This is a genomic window from Flavobacterium notoginsengisoli (genome assembly GCF_014207905.1).
GTDB classification, from domain to species: domain Bacteria; phylum Bacteroidota; class Bacteroidia; order Flavobacteriales; family Flavobacteriaceae; genus Flavobacterium; species Flavobacterium notoginsengisoli_A.
The window spans coordinates 1,405,489-1,421,074 of the sequence record NZ_JACHLB010000001.1 but is presented as its reverse complement, the minus strand read 5'-3'; the positions used below and the strand labels follow the sequence as shown (position 1 = coordinate 1,421,074).

Here is a 15,586-nt window from a genome sequence, read left to right as displayed (position 1 = left end):
ACCTTTGAAAACTATTTAAATTAATTATGAATAACAACGCTCCAATTTTTGCAAGGCAAGACAATCTGAAGTTTTTCAGAACCCTTAACTCTCGAGTAAACAATTACTTCAAGGAGAATAATATTCAGAAAACTGGAAACTGGAAACTACATTTAAAAGCTGTTATTCTTTTTGCGGTTTTCCTTACTCCTTATTTTTTAATTCTTACTCTTCCAATGCCTTTTTGGGTAATGTTATTATTATCTATCGTAATGGGTATCGGAATGGCAGGCGTTGGAATGAACGTAATGCACGATGGAAATCACGGTTCTTATTCTAATAAAAACTGGATCAATAAATTTATGGGCGGTACTATATATGTCCTAGCCGGAAACGTTTACAACTGGCAGGTACAACATAATGTATTGCACCACACTTATACAAATATTCCTGGCCACGATGAAGATCTTGACGCGGGAAGAATTATTCGTTTTACAGAACATGCAGAATGGCATAGTTTTCACCGTTTTCAACATTATTATTCGGTTTTCTTATACGGATTACTAACTTTTAATTGGGCAATTACAACCGATTTTAAACAAATGCGTAATTACTTGAAAAGAAAATTATCTTACGGAGAACCAAAAAGCCCAAAAATTCTTTGGACAACTTTAATTATTACCAAAATAATTTACGCTTCCATCTGGATTGTTTTACCAATGGTAATCGGAATTACTTGGTGGAAAGTGCTTCTTGGATTTTTTGTTATGCACTACACAACAGGATTAATTTTGAGTATTGTATTTCAATTGGCACACGTTGTAGATCATACTACAAATCCAGCACCTAATGAATTAGGCGAAATGGAAAACACTTGGGCTATTCACCAATTGTACACCACAACTAATTTTGCACCAAAAAATGCAATCGTAAATTGGTACACTGGCGGATTGAATCATCAAATAGAACATCATATTTTCCCACATATCAGTCACATTCATTATGGTAAAATTGCAAAAATCGTGAAGGAAACTGCAAAAGAATGTAATTTACCTTACTATGAATACAAAACAATGCGAAGTGCTATTGTAGCTCACTTCAAGCATTTACGCGAATTGGGAATGAAACCTGAATTATCAGTTTAAAAACTAAAAAAAATCTATTAATAATAACCTTCCTTAAACAACACAGCAATTTAAGGACATCAAAATTTTTATAATGAATCATATTCTTTCGGACAGAATCAACAACTTAGCGACTTCGCAAACATTAGCAATGGCTGCTTTAGCACGCGAATTAAAAGCACAAGGAAAAGACATTATCAGCTTAAGTTTAGGTGAACCAGATTTCAACACACCTGACTTTATTAAAGAAGCTGCAAAAAAAGCAATCGACGACAATTACAGCACATATTCTCCAGTTGATGGATACCAGGATTTAAAAGAAGCAATTTGTAGAAAATTCAAAAGAGACAATGATTTAGATTACAAACCATCTCAAATTGTAGTTTCTACAGGAGCAAAACAATCATTATACAACATTGCACAAGTAATGTTAAACGACGGTGACGAAGTTATTTTACCAGCACCTTACTGGGTTTCTTATTTCGAAATCGTAAAACTTTCTGGCGGAGTTCCTGTAGAAGTTCCAACTTCTGTAGAAACAGATTTCAAAATTACTCCAGAACAATTAGAAGCTGCTATCACGCCAAAAACAAAAATGATGTGGTTTTCTTCTCCATGTAATCCATCAGGATCTGTTTACAGCAGAGAAGAATTAACAGCATTGGCAAAAGTTTTAGAAAAACACCCAAATATTTACGTAGTTGCCGATGAAATCTATGAGCACATCAATTTCTCAGGAACTTTCTGCAGTATCGGTTCTATTCCAGGAATGTTAGAAAAAACTATTACTGTAAACGGAGTTGCAAAAGCATTCGCCATGACAGGATACAGAATTGGTTACATCGGAGCTCCTGAATTTATTGCAAAAGCATGTACAAAAATCCAAGGACAAGTAACTTCTGGTGCAAATTCTGTTGCTCAAAGAGCTACAATTACAGCTGTTGATGCAGATCCAAGCGTATTAAACGAAATGGTTCAGGCTTTCCATGGTCGTAGAGATTTAGTAGTTGGATTATTAAAAGAAATTCCAGGAGTAAAAATCAACGTGCCAGAAGGAGCATTCTACGTATTCCCAGACGTTTCTTCTTTCTTCGGAAAAACTCTAAAAGGACACGAAATTAAAGATGCAAACGACGTTTCAATGTATCTTTTAGCTGAGGCAAACGTAGCAACAGTAACTGGAGATGCTTTCGGAAATCCAAACTGTATTCGTTTCTCTTATGCAACAAGCAACGATATTTTAAAAGAAGCATTACGCAGAATCAAAGAAGCTTTGACTGCATAAACATATTCTAAGTTTTATTAAAACGGCTTAAGGTTCAAAAGTTTCATCACTTTTATACTTTAAGCTGTTTTTTTATGAGCATATTTTGGGCGTGTCCCTCCGGGTCGGGCTTTCGGCTATATCTTTTATTCCGCTTCGCTCCATAAAAGGATACCGCCTCAATCCCTCACGCAAACCGGAAAAACGAGAAAATTCATTTTCAAAAGAAAAAAATCTGCTAAAATCTGCTTAATCTGCGAGAAACAAAAAATATAAGTTTCAAAATTCCCATTCTACAATATTGTAAAACCTCGTTTGCAATCCTGTAAGACATAACATTTTAGAAATCGACAACTTTGTAATGTATTAATTTAAAAACTATTATGTCATGATACATACAGATGAAACCACAAAAGAAGCAGTTAAAACTCTGGAAGGATTAATTTCAATTCTTGAAGATGGAAAACTAGGATATACAAATGCGGCAGAGCATGTAGAAAACCCAGCAATGAAAACTGATTTCCTTGAATATGCACGAGAAAGAGCTTTATTTATTGTAGAATTACAAGACGAAATCAACAAACTCGGAAAATCAACAGACACTTCTGGTGGAGGACCATTAGGCGCTTTACACCGAACTTGGATCGATATCAAATCATCTTTTACAGGCGGCGACACAGAAGCTATCATTAATGCCTGTATTACAGGAGAAGAAGCCGCTATTGAAAAATACAAAAAAGCGCTCGAAGAAAATGAATTGGAACACAGCCAAGTTTATGTAGTTTCCAAACAATTAAATAGTATTCAAAATACTTTATCACAAATTAAAAAGAGAGTGAATTAATATCATTGTTTCTCCATTTTAGAAAAACTGCTTTGTCAAAAAACAAAGCAGTTTTTTTGTTTTATTAAATTTGAAAAATAAATCTTACTTTCGTCGCAACCAATTTACTACCTAAAGACTAAAAACCATATGAGATTAACTTTACGTTTTTTTGCCATTTTTCTATTTACAGTTTTATTTTCTGCATTAACACAAGCACAAACAACTGGCAATTTTATAAAAGCCTCTATCGGTTATGGATCCAGCAGTTCTTATTACATTGAAGATTATGGAAGTCAAGACGAAGTAGATGTTATGGGTGGCGGACTTTATCTTCAAGGTGAATACATTATCGGATTAAAATCATGGTTTAGTATAAGACCTTACGCTGGCGCCATTTTTGAATCTGTCGATAAAAATCAAAATGTACAAAATCAACCTCAATATAAAGTAACAACTAACGCTTTTTTAATGGGAGGAAAAGTTCGCATTTGCGCTCCAATTCCATGGGTTGCCCCATTTATTGAAGGTGGTATTGGAACTTCAATAGGAAAATTCGAAACTTTTACACCCAACATGAATTTCAACAAAAGTGATGTTTTATTGCATATTCCATTCAGTATCGGATTAGCAATTGGCAGACATAATAATTTTGAGATCGGAATTTCCGGATACTTTCATCCTGCTGCAAAACAGTCGACTGGGGTATTTGCTCTCGGATATAACTTTCCTTTAGATTAGCTTTTTTAAAATCATTCCTATAAAATCAACTGTAAAAAAATGATCCAACAGAAATTCCCAATTGCTATTTATCAAAAACCAACCATAATAGAAGGCTTTTTTGTTATTCTATTCGCATTAATCATTTTTGTACCTTTTATTTATGGAATAAAGACCAAACAGCCTATTTTTTGCCTTAGCATGATTATAGGAATTATTTGCTTTAAAATTTTCAATGAAACTACCAAAAGTAAGTTTCTACCATCTGGAATTATAAAAAAAGATATACTCATAAGTTTTTCTGAGAATGGTATTGAAATCAGCAGTAACGAAGAAACTACTGAATACAAATGGAGTAATCTGCAAGAAATAGAGATTAATATTTACGCTTATAAACAAAGATATTATACAATCAACAAGTATTATTATGGATATGAAAACTCCATAAAATTCATGGAGAACGGAGAACAATTTAAGTATCGTTTTTACATTGAAAATGTTGATCAATTTAAATTACTAAAAAAACAATTCAGTACGATAATTTTGCCTTTGTTAAATGAATATCAAAATTTAAAAGAAGAAAGTTATTTACAAGCACAATTCAATTTTGCAAGAAATTACAATAATTTAAACAATGATACAGATTATATTTAAAACAAGTTTTAGAATTATTAAGACAAGAAATTAATTCAATCAATTTTAGTATCATTCCATATTAAGTTAACAATTTCAAAAAAATCGCTTCATTGCTAGCAAACTCGAATAATTTATTAGACCTTTGCACACTTTTTTTCGGGAATACCACAAAAGTCTAAAGTTTTAGAAATGAAGAAGAAAATCGAAATATTAGCTCCTGCTAGAGATTTAATTGGAGGAATTGCAGCCATAAATAGTGGTGCCGATGCAGTTTATATTGGTGCACCGCAATTTGGAGCGCGTTCAAATGCCAACAACTCAATCGAAGATGTTGCAGAATTGGTAAAATACGCACACCTATTTAATGCTCAAGTTTTTGTGGTAATGAATACCATTTTGTACGATAACGAATTAGAAACTTGTCGTGCCATGATTTGGGAATTATATGATATTGGTGTCGATGCATTAATCATTCAGGATATGGCGATTATGGAAATGGACTTACCTCCTATCGTTCTTCACGCCAGTACACAAGCCAACAATCGTGATGCTGATAAAATTAAATTCTTAAAAGACGCTGGTATCAAACGTGTGGTTTTAGCACGTGAATTAAACTTGCATCAAATCAAAACAATATACGATCACGCTGATGTTGAATTAGAGTTTTTCGTAACGGGAGCTTTATGTGTATCCTTCAGCGGAAACTGTTATATGAGTGTGGCAAATGGAGAACGTAGCGCGAATCGTGGTTCATGCGCTCAAAACTGCCGTTTACCATACAACTTAATTGACGGAAACGGAGATACTTTAATCAGAAACAGTCACTTGCTTTCTATTAAAGATTTAGATATTTCAGATCAGATTCCAAATTTGATTGAAGCTGGAATTGTTTCTTTCAAAATCGAAGGTCGTTTAAAAGATGTGGCTTACGTCAAAAACAACGTATCATATTTACGTCAAAAATTAGATAGTTATTTAGAAGGTCCAGGAAGCGATAAATACACCAAAGCTTCTTCTGGAAAATGTACTTATACTTTTGATTCTGCATTAAACAGAACTTTCAACCGTGGTTATACGGATTATTTCGTTAACGAAAGACACAGCTCTATTGGTTCTTGGGAAAGCCCAAAATCAAAAGGTCAATATATTGGTAAATTAATTCGAACTGTTGGAGGCGCGTACGAAATCGAAAACGGCGAATTATTAAACAACGGTGACGGACTTTGCTTCATCAACGAAAATAACGAAGCCGACGGAATTTACGTAAACAAAGCCGAAAACGGAAAAGTATATCCTAACGTTCTAAAAGAAGTAAAAGACGGAACTTTCATTTACAGAAATAACGACGCCGCTTTCATCAAAATTGTTGAAAGAGAAGATAGTGCCGTTCGTAAATTAAGCACGACTTTATTGCTTACAGAAACTGAAACTGGTTTCCAATTAATCGCAACCGACGAAGATGGAAATGTAAGTACCGTAAATTTAGAACATCCAAAAGAACAGACTAAAACTGGCGAATCTATCGAAGAAAACATCAAAACGCAATTAGCAAAAACAGGTTTCACACCTTATACTGCTGATGAAATCAATATTATGTTTTCTCAAAACTGGTTCCTTCCTATTTCAAAAATCAACGAAATGAGAAGAACAGTTTACGATCAATTGACAGAAATTCGTTTGGCAAATTATGTTCGCGAAGAACACCAATTGGTAAAAACGTCACATCCTTATCCAGAAACTAAACTGGATTTTATGTACAACGTTTCAAACAAAACCGCTCGTAAATTCTACGAACGCCACGGTGTTACCGAAATCGAAAAAGCATTCGAATTACAATGGGATCCAGGAAAATCTCGTGTAATGACGACTAAATATTGCATTAAATACGAATTAAAAAAATGCCCAATTCACCAAAAAGATATTGTAGGTGTTAAAGTAAAAGAACCATTGGTTTTAAAACAGGGAGAATTGGAATACAAACTAAAATTCAACTGCAAACCCTGCGAAATGGAAATCTGGGAAAAAGATGCTGAATTTGAGATTGAAGAAGATCATTTTCATTAATATGATTTAACAGCAAAGTTCTTTTACCGCAAAGGCCGCTAAGAAATACGCAAGGTTCGCAAAGATTTTAAATTAATCTTTGCGAACTTTTTCTTTTTTATCCTGCCATTTCCTCAATATTGTCATTTCGACGAAAGAGAAATCTTCGCAAGTAACTCCGTATCAATAGGCCAATCTTTGTAGAGCTTCTCGTGGAGATTTCTCTTTCGTCGAAATGACAAACTAGACGGTTACTTTGTCTAAAAATCAAATTAAAATCTGCTTGATCTTCAAAATCTGCGTGAAACCATCTATACGCCTTTCTTTAACTTTAAAACAAAAACTTAGCGCTCTTTGCGTAAATCTTTGCGAACTTTGCGGTTAAAAAAAGCTTTTTCCCTACTTTTACTACTTAAACACTACAACACTCCAAAATGAAAATACTACTCCTAGGCTCAGGCGAATTGGGCAAAGAATTTGTCATTGCTGCACAACGAATCGGACAAACGGTAATTGCGGTTGACAGTTACGAAAATGCACCAGCAATGCAAGTCGCACACAGTTTTGAAGTCATCAATATGCTCGACGGCGAAGCACTTGACCGAATCGTAGCCAAACATAAACCAGACTTTATAGTTCCAGAAATAGAAGCCATTCGAACAGAACGTTTTTACGATTACGAAAAACAGGGAATTACAGTTGTTCCTTCAGCGAAAGCGGCAAACTTTACCATGAATCGTAAAGCCATTCGTGATTTAGCATCAAAAGAACTAGGATTACGTACAGCAAAATACCAATACGCAACTTCAGCCGAAGAACTGCAAAAAGCCGTTCAGGAAGTTGGAATTCCTTGTGTGGTAAAACCTTTAATGTCTTCATCTGGAAAAGGACAATCCACAATCAAAACAGAAAGCGATATTGAAAAAGCATGGCAATATGCTGTTGCGGGTTCACGTGGAGATGTTATCGAAGTGATTGTAGAAGCTTTTGTCAATTTCGATTCGGAAATCACTCTTTTAACGATTACACAAAACGGTAATCCGACTTTGTTTTGTGCTCCAATTGGACACAGACAAGAACGTGGCGATTATCAGGAAAGCTGGCAACCTGCTTTGGTTTCTGAAAAAGATTTGTACGAAGCGCAAGATATGGCCGAAAAAATTACCGAAGCCCTTGGTGGCGCAGGACTTTTTGGTGTTGAATTTTTCTTGACTAAAGAAGGCGTTTATTTCTCTGAACTTTCTCCACGTCCGCATGATACCGGAATGGTAACTTTGGCTGGAACGCAGAATTTCAACGAATTCGAATTGCATTTAAGAGCTATTTTAAGTCTTCCAATTTTCGAAATCACTTTAGAAAAAGCCGGAGCAAGCGCTGTAATCTTAGCCTCAGAAGATTCTACAAATCCAACTTTTACCGGAATCGAGAAAGTAGCTGCTTTACCAAAAACCGATTTCAGAATTTTTGGGAAACCAACTTCAAGACCATACCGAAGAATGGGCGTTGTTTTAAGTCACGACACTCTTTCTACTCCAATCAACGAAGTAACTGAACGCGCCAAAGAAACGGCAAAATTAATAACTGTAAATTCTTAAAAATGAAAAAACTTATATTTATGATTTTCCTATTTATTGGGATTTCAGCGCAAGCACAAGACAAAAAGAAATTTGACAAACCAACAATCGTTGAAGCTTCTTGTGGCGAATGTAAATTTGGAATGAAAGGCAAAAGCTGTGATTTAGCCGTTCGTATTGACGGAAAATCATATTTCGTTGATGGAACAAAAATTGACGAACATGGTGATGCCCACGCAGAAGACGGTTTCTGCAACGCTATCAGAAAAGCTTCTGTTACTGGAGAAATCAAAGGAAACCGATTTATCGCTACTTCATTCACTTTAATCGACGATAAAAAATAATGGCATTAATATTAGAAAACATTGCTAAACACGTTTCTCTGACTCCAGAAGAACAAGAACTTTTTTTATCCAAATTAGAAACCAACACTTACAAGGCCAAAACACTTTTACTAAACGCTGGCGAAGTCTGCAAACATTCTTATTTTGTAAACTCAGGTATTTTGAGAAGTTTCAATATCAACGATAATATTGTTGAACATGTGCTTTCATTTGCCTGTGAAGGCTGGTGGATGAGCGACATGTACAGTTTTTTTTCGCAAAAACCAGGTCAGCTTTTTATTGAGGTTTTGGAAGAAGCTGAAGTTGTTTCTTTATCCAAAGAAAATCAGGAACAATTGTATCTTGAAATTCCAAAATTGGAACGCTTTTTCAGAATTTTGATTGAAAATTCTTTAGTAGCAAATCAACAGCGATTAATGGACAATTTAAGTTTACCTGCTGAAGAACGTTTTGAGAAATTCACTAAAAAATACGGAACATTGGTTCACAAAGTTCCTCAAAAACAAATCGCTTCTTTCATTGGTGTAACACCTGAATTTTTCAGCAAAATGAAAGCTCGTCTTTTGAAAAAATAAAGTTTTCCGCCACGAATTCCCGAATTATTATTTTATAATCTTTGAGAATAAAAATTCGGGAATTCGTGGCGGAAAAAAAATTAAAATTGCTCAACCTCAGTAGAATGCTCCATTGCTGTTATAGCTGATTTCCCTAACATAACGGTGTTTTGAACCGCATCAAAATAAGAAGTTCCAACAAAAGCTTGATGTTTTACCGCTCTGAATCCGTTTTGCTGTAAAGCGAATTCTCTTTCCTGTAATTCAGAATAACCAGCCATTCCGCGTTCTTTGTAAGCTTTAGACAATTCGAACATACTCGTATTTAAAGCATGGAATCCTGCCAAAGTAATGAACTGGAATTTATAACCCATTGCAGCCAAATCTTCTCTAAACGTTTCCATTTCGGCAACAGTTAGTTTCGCTGCCCAATTGAAAGACGGCGAACAATTATACGCTAACATTTTATCTGGAAATTCTTTTTTCATGGCTTTTGCAAACTTTCTTGCGTAATCTAAATCCGGATTACTGGTTTCCATCCAAATTAAATCGGCATAAGGCGCATAGCTCAATCCTCTTGCAATTCCTTGTTCGATTCCGTTTTTTACATAGAAAAAACCTTCACTTGTTTTTTCTCCAGTCAGGAATTTTCTGTCTCTTGGATCTGCATCGCTGGTTAATAAATTTGCAGCATCAGCATCTGTTCTCGCAACAATCAAAGTTGAAACTCCCATAACATCTGAAGCCAATCTTGCAGCAATCAATTTATTTATTGCTTCCTGAGTTGGAACTAAAACTTTTCCACCCAAGTGGCCACACTTTTTAGCAGAACTTAATTGATCTTCAAAATGAACTCCAGAAGCTCCAGCTTCTATCATTGATTTCATTAATTCGAAAGCATTTAAGTTTCCTCCAAAACCTGCTTCGGCATCAGCAACAATCGGAACCAAGTAATCTTTTTTATCTTCAATTTTATTTACAATCTGAATTTGATCAGCGCGCAATAAAGCGTTGTTGATCTTTTTTACCACCATTGGAACGCTATTTACAGGATAAAGCGATTGATCAGGATACATTTCTCCTGCCAGATTTGCATCGGCTGCAACCTGCCAGCCACTTAAATAAATCGCTTCTAAACCCGCATCCACTTCCTGAATCGCCTGATTTCCTGTCAAAGCCCCCAAACCCGCAACATAATCCTGACTTTTTAACTTTCTCCATAATTTTTCAGCCCCCATTTTCGCAATAGAATGCTCAATTTTATATGACCCTTGAAGCGTTACTACTTCACTCGCAGTATAAGGACGCTCAACGCCTTTCCATCTCGGGTTCGTAATCCAATCGTTAATCAATTCCTGAATTCTGTCTTCTGTTGTTTTCATAAATGATATAGTTAAGTTGGTTAGTAAGTAATCGTGTTGTGTGATTTCCTGCAAGGTCTTTTTTTGACCTTGTAGGTATTTGCGTTCTTGATTAAAATACCTACAAGGTTTTTAAAACCTTGCAGGAATTCAAATCAATTCTTTTATAAATATTTATAGCAAGGAATCGTTAGGAAATCTACAAAGTGCAGGTTTACTACTAATCTTTCTAGCATTTTTTCTGCTAATGGAAATTGCTGTTTTTCATGATTTTCAGCTCCTAATTCTTCCTTGATTTTTCTGCATTCATCTAAAGCCAATTCATGATAATAAGCCAAATCTAATTTTCTGCCATTATCCAAAATCACTTTGTTTTGAAGCCATTGCCATAATTGTGATCTTGAAATTTCTGCTGTTGCCGCGTCTTCCATCAAATTATGAAGCGCTGCTGCGCCTTGCCCGTTCAGCCATGAAGCCAAGTATAAAATGGCAACATTAATGTTTTTTCGAACGCCGTTTTCTGTGATTAATCCAATTGGTGGTTCGATTAAATCGGCTTCTGTGATTCTTCGATTTTCTCTTTTTACATGAATCTGATTTGACGTTGGCATTCCTTTATCAAAAATCTCTTTTGCTATTGCAACCAAATCGGGATGCGCAACCCAAGTTCCGTCGTGACCGTTTCGCACTTCCCGTTCTTTATCGGTTTTTACTTTTGCGAAAGCAATGGCATTAGCTTCTTCATTATTCTTAATCGGAATCTGTGCGGCCATTCCGCCGATAGCGTGAATTCCTCTTTTATGACATCTTTGGATTACCAAATTCGAATACGCATTCATAAATGGCGAAGTCATATTTACCTGATCACGATCCGGAACGATGAATTTTGGATTTTTTCTAAACTTTTTGATGTAAGAAAAAATATAATCCCAACGTCCGCAGTTCAGGCCAACGATATGTTCTTTTAATTCATAAATGATTTCATCTAACTGAAAACTCGCCGTTATAGTCTCAATTAAAACCGTCACTTTTATCGTTCCTCGTTTCAGATTTAGATAATCTTCTGTAAAATCAATTACGTTATTCCACCATCGTGCTTCCAGATAATGTTCCAATTTCGGAATGTAGAAATACGGTCCAGAATTGTTTTCTAAAAGTTTTTTATGATTATGAAACACGTACAAACCAAAATCTACTAAAGAACCTGAAACTTCATTTCCTTCAACCAAAAGATGTTTTTCCGGCAAATGCAAACCTCTTGGACGAACAATAAGTGTTGCGATTTTTTCATTTAAATGATAAGACTTTTGTTTTACCAAATCTGTAAACGTGATGGTTTTGTTTACTGCATCAATTAAATTTACTTGTCCGTCCATTAAATTTTGCCAGGTTGGAGAAGTGCTGTCTTCAAAATCGGCCATAAAAGTTTTGGCTCCCGAATTCAAAGCATTGATAATCATCTTGCGATCAACTGGCCCAGTAATTTCAACTCTTCGGTCTAATAAGTCTTTCGGAATTTCGCCAGCTGTCCAGTTTCCTTCTCTGATACTTTTGGTTTCTGGAATAAAAACCGGCATGATTCCTTGATCAAAAGTGACTTGTTTTTGTTCGCGCTGCAAAAGAAGCAGTTTACGCTGTGATTCGAATTTTCGGTGTAATTCGGTTATAAAAACAATCGCCTCTTCTGTCCATATTTTTGGATAACGAAGCTTTTTTTCGGCTAAAAATTCCATTGCCGTTTCCATAATTTCAGTTTGGTTTTTCATAGCTGTGGTTTATTTTTTTATTAACCAGCCATTCAATTGTTTTTGAGTTCGACTTGCATTAAAAAAGCAAAATTCATCTAACAATTTAATAGCTAATAAGTTTTACACCACAATGTTACAAAAAGTTTTTGAGAAAAATAGCGAACGTTCGCTAAAATTTAAAAATATTTTTTTGGCGATTATTTTTAAATCGATTACATTTGGTATTATGGATATCGAAAAAGACTATATAAAGCTGATATTTGGGCTAAAACTGAAGCAGGTTAGAATTCAAAAAAATCTTTCGCTTTTTGGTTTAGCCAAATTGACCAATCTTTCAAAATCGTACTTAAACGAGATTGAAAAGGGAAAAAAATATCCAAAAACAGATAAAATCCTTCTTTTATGCGAACATCTGGACGTGACTTACGATCAAATGGTGTCGCTAAAACTCGATAACAATCTGGCTCCAATTGGAGAAATTTTGAAATCCGGAATTTTAAAAGAGATTCCGTTAGAGCTTTTCGGAATTCAGGAAGCTGATTTAATTGATATTATTGCCAATGCTCCAGCAAAAGTCAATGCATTTATCAGTACCATTTTTGAAATTGCCCAACATTATAACTTAAGCCGTGAAAGCTTCTTTTTGGCTTCTTTGCGTTCTTATCAGGAAGCGCACAGCAATTATTTTGAAGATTTAGAAGAAAAAGTGATTTCATTTTCGAAGTCATTTCAGATTAATTTGGATTCTAAAATAAGTATTGAGGAACTAGAAGCCATTTTAAAAGAAGAATACGAATACATTATTAAGGAAATTGCTTTTAAAGATCAGGAAGCATTGGGCGATTTACGTTCAATTTATGTCCCGAAAAGCAAGACTTTACTGCTTTCTACAGAACTCGATGATCCACAGAAAGCTTTTATTTTAGCCAAAGAAATTGCTTATAATTATTTAAAAATTTCCGACCGTCTGCTGACTTTCAGCTGGATTAAGTTTGATAATTTTGACCAGGTTTTGAATAATTTTTACGCTTCTTATTTTGCAGGCGCTTTAATTTTACCAAGAAAATTAGTTGTCGATAAAATCAATTCTTTTTTGGAAAATGAAAATCCGAAACCGGAAGAATTTGTTCAGTTAATTGAAAGTTTTGAGGTTTCGCCTGAATCTTTTTATCAGCGATTGACCAATTTATTGCCAAAAGATTTTCAGCTGAAAAACTTATTTTTCCTAAGATTATCACATAAAATAGGTTCCGATTTTTATCAGATAAATAAAGAATTACACATTACGCATCAGCAGGAACCGCACGCCAATGAAACCAACGAACATTATTGCAGAAGATGGGTTTCGGTAAAAACGATAGACGAAGCCATCAAACAAAATAAATCTCACTTTTTTGATGCTCAAATTTCTAGCTACGCTAACAGCGGTAATGAATATTTAGTATTTTCGTCAGCAACCAAAGATCCTTTTTTGCATGATACTATTCGAAGTATTTCTGTCGGGATTTTGATAAATCCAACAATGAAAAAGAAATTCAAGTTCATTGAAGGAAAACCTTTGGTCAAAAGAATTGTTGGTGTAACTTGCGAAACCTGTGCCGTTCAGGATTGTTTAGAAAGAGCTGCTCCTCCCGTTGTTTTAGAAAGAAAAAAACGTCACGAGAATACAGATTTGGTCGTGCAGCAGTTTATCAATCAATACAGTTAGAATCTTATGAAATATTTTGCTTTAATAATGACACTGTTTTTTATCAACTTCAACCAGAAAACAGACAAACTAACTGGCCGTTACAATTATTTAATTGAAGACGAAGGCACTTATATCCTGAAAGATAAAATTACTTTTACTGATAGTATTTTTAAGTTTGATAACAAATATCTGCCGAAAGGAAAAATTTCATATGGCAATTCAATATTGCTGGATAACTTCATTAATACTGATTTGATTATTAGCATTCCTAAAGATCAAATTACAAAAGATACGATTCCTTTTTTTATGCATGATAAACAAAGTCCTGTTGCGAATTATCTTGATGTAGTAGTTGGAAAAGGGAAATTGGTTAGAATTAAATAGTTTATTTTTTTATTATTCGACACAATCTTGTCATTCCGAGGAACGAGAAATCTTCGTGAGAAGCTCTACAAAGATTGGCGACATGCTACGCGGAGTTACTTGCGAAGATTCCTCGTTCCTCGGAATGACAAAACTGTGTGATTACTTTGTCTTGAAAATTTTCTAATTTCCAATCTTTATCGAGCTACTTGCGAAGATTTCTCCTTCGTCGAAATGACAAACTATACGATTATACTTTACTTACAAAACGCAACTTCTGAAAATGAAACTTCTAATCTAGCCCCGATAGAAGTGGAAATCCTTTTATGCTGGGGTTCAGCATAAAAGATTGAAACGGATAGCGGGACTAAACGTCTTTTGAAAACTACACTTCTGCTCCTGAAAAAAACCTTTATACCTCTGCAACTCTGAACCTTTGTACCTTACAAAAATCTTTTCTTAACCTAGATTAAGTGCTTTTCATCTATGTTGACTGTAACTTTGTACTATCAAAATCAATAAAAGACAAAATCATGGAAAATATAATATTGCACAAAGCAGACACAAGAGGAAATGCAAATCACGGATGGTTGAACGCTTATCATAGTTTTAGTTTTGCAAGTTGGTACAATCCAGACAGAATTCAGTTTGGAGCGCTTCGTGTTTTAAATGACGATACGATTGCCGCCGGAATGGGGTTTGGAACTCACCCTCACGATAACATGGAAATTATTACGATTCCGTTAGAAGGAGATTTGGCTCACAAAGATAGCATGGGAAATACGGAAGTAATTAAAAACGGAGACATTCAGGTAATGAGTGCCGGAACCGGAATTCAGCATAGCGAGTTTAACCCGAATGCAGATCAGCAGACTAAACTGTTACAGATTTGGTTGTTTCCAAACAAAAGAAATGTTACGCCACGTTATCAGCAAATTACTTTGAATGTTGCTGACAGACACAATAAATTATCTCAGGTTCTATCTCCAAATGCAGATGATGAAGGAGTTTGGATTCACCAAGACGCTTGGTTCAATATGGGGAATTTTGATTCTGGAGTTACTACTGAATATAAAATCAAAAAAGAAGGAAACGGAGTTTATGCTTTCGTTTTAAAGGGAAATGTAACGATCAACGGTCAGGAATTGAATTCTCGTGATGCGGTTGGAATTTCAGGAACTGATCTTTTAAATATTAAAGCGAATACAGATGCTGAATTTTTATTGATGGATGTTCCAATGAATTATTAATTCAAACAAAAACAATTAAATACCTGTACCTTGAAACGATAATAAATCTGTAAATCAGATTGTTATCGTTTCTTTTTTTACTTAAACTTTACATTTAGCAGAAAAAGAAAACT

The 15,586-nt window shown here is 34.8% G+C and carries 13 protein-coding genes and 1 pseudogene; 12 read left to right on the top strand and 2 right to left on the bottom strand.

Annotated elements, in window-relative coordinates; translation table 11 throughout:
* Positions 1-26 precede the first annotated feature (26 nt).
* The 9 genes and pseudogenes from HNP35_RS06070 (at position 27) to HNP35_RS06030 (ending at position 9,082) form a co-directional block, all read left to right on the top strand.
* Positions 27-1,124 carry a fatty acid desaturase family protein gene (locus tag HNP35_RS06070; RefSeq protein WP_184157737.1) on the top strand — a complete coding sequence of 366 codons (1,098 nt, stop codon included), beginning with the start codon at positions 27-29 and terminating at the stop codon, positions 1,122-1,124.
* A 73-nt stretch (positions 1,125-1,197) separates the two neighbouring features.
* On the top strand, positions 1,198-2,388 hold the full coding sequence (locus HNP35_RS06065) for a pyridoxal phosphate-dependent aminotransferase (RefSeq protein WP_057123704.1): 1,191 nt from the start codon (positions 1,198-1,200) through the stop codon (positions 2,386-2,388).
* Between the two features lie 367 nt (positions 2,389-2,755).
* Positions 2,756-3,211 carry a ferritin-like domain-containing protein gene (locus HNP35_RS06060; RefSeq protein WP_184157738.1) on the top strand — a complete coding sequence of 152 codons (456 nt, stop codon included), beginning with the start codon at positions 2,756-2,758 and terminating at the stop codon, positions 3,209-3,211.
* A 129-nt stretch (positions 3,212-3,340) separates the two neighbouring features.
* On the top strand, positions 3,341-3,931 hold the full coding sequence (locus HNP35_RS06055) for a hypothetical protein (RefSeq protein ID WP_184157739.1): 591 nt from the start codon (positions 3,341-3,343) through the stop codon (positions 3,929-3,931).
* A gap of 39 nt (positions 3,932-3,970) precedes the next feature.
* Positions 3,971-4,564 carry a hypothetical protein gene (locus tag HNP35_RS06050; RefSeq protein ID WP_184157740.1) on the top strand — a complete coding sequence of 198 codons (594 nt, stop codon included), beginning with the start codon at positions 3,971-3,973 and terminating at the stop codon, positions 4,562-4,564.
* A gap of 171 nt (positions 4,565-4,735) precedes the next feature.
* On the top strand, positions 4,736-6,610 hold the full coding sequence (locus HNP35_RS06045; protein WP_184157741.1) for a peptidase U32 family protein: 1,875 nt from the start codon (positions 4,736-4,738) through the stop codon (positions 6,608-6,610).
* Positions 6,611-7,020: 410 nt separating this feature from the next.
* A pseudogene (purT, locus tag HNP35_RS06040) lies at positions 7,021-8,184 on the top strand (formate-dependent phosphoribosylglycinamide formyltransferase); the annotation flags it as partial.
* Positions 8,185-8,186: 2 nt separating this feature from the next.
* Positions 8,187-8,507 (top strand): DUF6370 family protein, encoded by a 321-nt coding sequence (locus HNP35_RS06035; protein WP_184157743.1) that lies wholly within the window; start codon positions 8,187-8,189, stop codon positions 8,505-8,507.
* Complete coding sequence (locus HNP35_RS06030) at positions 8,507-9,082, top strand: Crp/Fnr family transcriptional regulator (protein ID WP_184157744.1); 576 nt, start codon at positions 8,507-8,509, stop codon at positions 9,080-9,082. Before HNP35_RS06035 ends, HNP35_RS06030 begins: the two co-directional genes overlap by 1 nt.
* 80 nt (positions 9,083-9,162) lie before the next feature.
* Here HNP35_RS06030 and aceA read toward each other — a convergent pair whose 3' ends face one another.
* Positions 9,163-10,443 carry an isocitrate lyase gene (aceA, locus tag HNP35_RS06025; RefSeq protein ID WP_184157745.1) on the bottom strand — a complete coding sequence of 427 codons (1,281 nt, stop codon included), beginning with the start codon at positions 10,441-10,443 and terminating at the stop codon, positions 9,163-9,165.
* 143 nt (positions 10,444-10,586) lie between these two features.
* Entirely contained in the window at positions 10,587-12,188 is a 1,602-nt protein-coding gene (gene aceB, locus HNP35_RS06020; RefSeq protein WP_184157746.1) for a malate synthase A, read from the bottom strand.
* Positions 12,189-12,396: 208 nt separating this feature from the next.
* Here aceB and HNP35_RS06015 point away from each other — a divergent pair, with 208 nt between their 5' ends.
* From HNP35_RS06015 to HNP35_RS06005, 3 genes are all read left to right on the top strand, one after another.
* Positions 12,397-13,878, top strand: coding sequence for a helix-turn-helix domain-containing protein (locus tag HNP35_RS06015; RefSeq protein ID WP_184159689.1), 1,482 nt, complete (start codon positions 12,397-12,399; stop codon positions 13,876-13,878).
* A gap of 27 nt (positions 13,879-13,905) precedes the next feature.
* Positions 13,906-14,244 carry a hypothetical protein gene (locus HNP35_RS06010; RefSeq protein WP_246453340.1) on the top strand — a complete coding sequence of 113 codons (339 nt, stop codon included), beginning with the start codon at positions 13,906-13,908 and terminating at the stop codon, positions 14,242-14,244.
* A 512-nt stretch (positions 14,245-14,756) separates the two neighbouring features.
* Positions 14,757-15,473 (top strand): pirin family protein, encoded by a 717-nt coding sequence (locus HNP35_RS06005; RefSeq protein ID WP_184157748.1) that lies wholly within the window; start codon positions 14,757-14,759, stop codon positions 15,471-15,473.
* Positions 15,474-15,586: the final 113 nt, after the last annotated feature.

Excerpts from the sequence above, each read along its gene's own strand:
- HNP35_RS06070 (WP_184157737.1), top strand. The coding sequence starts at position 27 with ATGAATAACAACGCTCCAATTTTTGCAAGGCAAGACAATCTGAAGTTT.
- HNP35_RS06065 (WP_057123704.1), top strand. The coding sequence starts at position 1,198 with ATGAATCATATTCTTTCGGACAGAATCAACAACTTAGCGACTTCGCAA.
- HNP35_RS06060 (WP_184157738.1), top strand. The coding sequence starts at position 2,756 with ATGATACATACAGATGAAACCACAAAAGAAGCAGTTAAAACTCTGGAA.
- HNP35_RS06055 (WP_184157739.1), top strand. The coding sequence starts at position 3,341 with ATGAGATTAACTTTACGTTTTTTTGCCATTTTTCTATTTACAGTTTTA.
- HNP35_RS06050 (WP_184157740.1), top strand. The coding sequence starts at position 3,971 with ATGATCCAACAGAAATTCCCAATTGCTATTTATCAAAAACCAACCATA.
- HNP35_RS06045 (WP_184157741.1), top strand. The coding sequence starts at position 4,736 with ATGAAGAAGAAAATCGAAATATTAGCTCCTGCTAGAGATTTAATTGGA.
- HNP35_RS06035 (WP_184157743.1), top strand. The coding sequence starts at position 8,187 with ATGAAAAAACTTATATTTATGATTTTCCTATTTATTGGGATTTCAGCG.
- HNP35_RS06030 (WP_184157744.1), top strand. The coding sequence starts at position 8,507 with ATGGCATTAATATTAGAAAACATTGCTAAACACGTTTCTCTGACTCCA.
- aceA (WP_184157745.1), bottom strand. The coding sequence starts at position 10,443 with ATGAAAACAACAGAAGACAGAATTCAGGAATTGATTAACGATTGGATT.
- aceB (WP_184157746.1), bottom strand. The coding sequence starts at position 12,188 with ATGAAAAACCAAACTGAAATTATGGAAACGGCAATGGAATTTTTAGCC.
- HNP35_RS06015 (WP_184159689.1), top strand. The coding sequence starts at position 12,397 with ATGGATATCGAAAAAGACTATATAAAGCTGATATTTGGGCTAAAACTG.
- HNP35_RS06010 (WP_246453340.1), top strand. The coding sequence starts at position 13,906 with ATGACACTGTTTTTTATCAACTTCAACCAGAAAACAGACAAACTAACT.
- HNP35_RS06005 (WP_184157748.1), top strand. The coding sequence starts at position 14,757 with ATGGAAAATATAATATTGCACAAAGCAGACACAAGAGGAAATGCAAAT.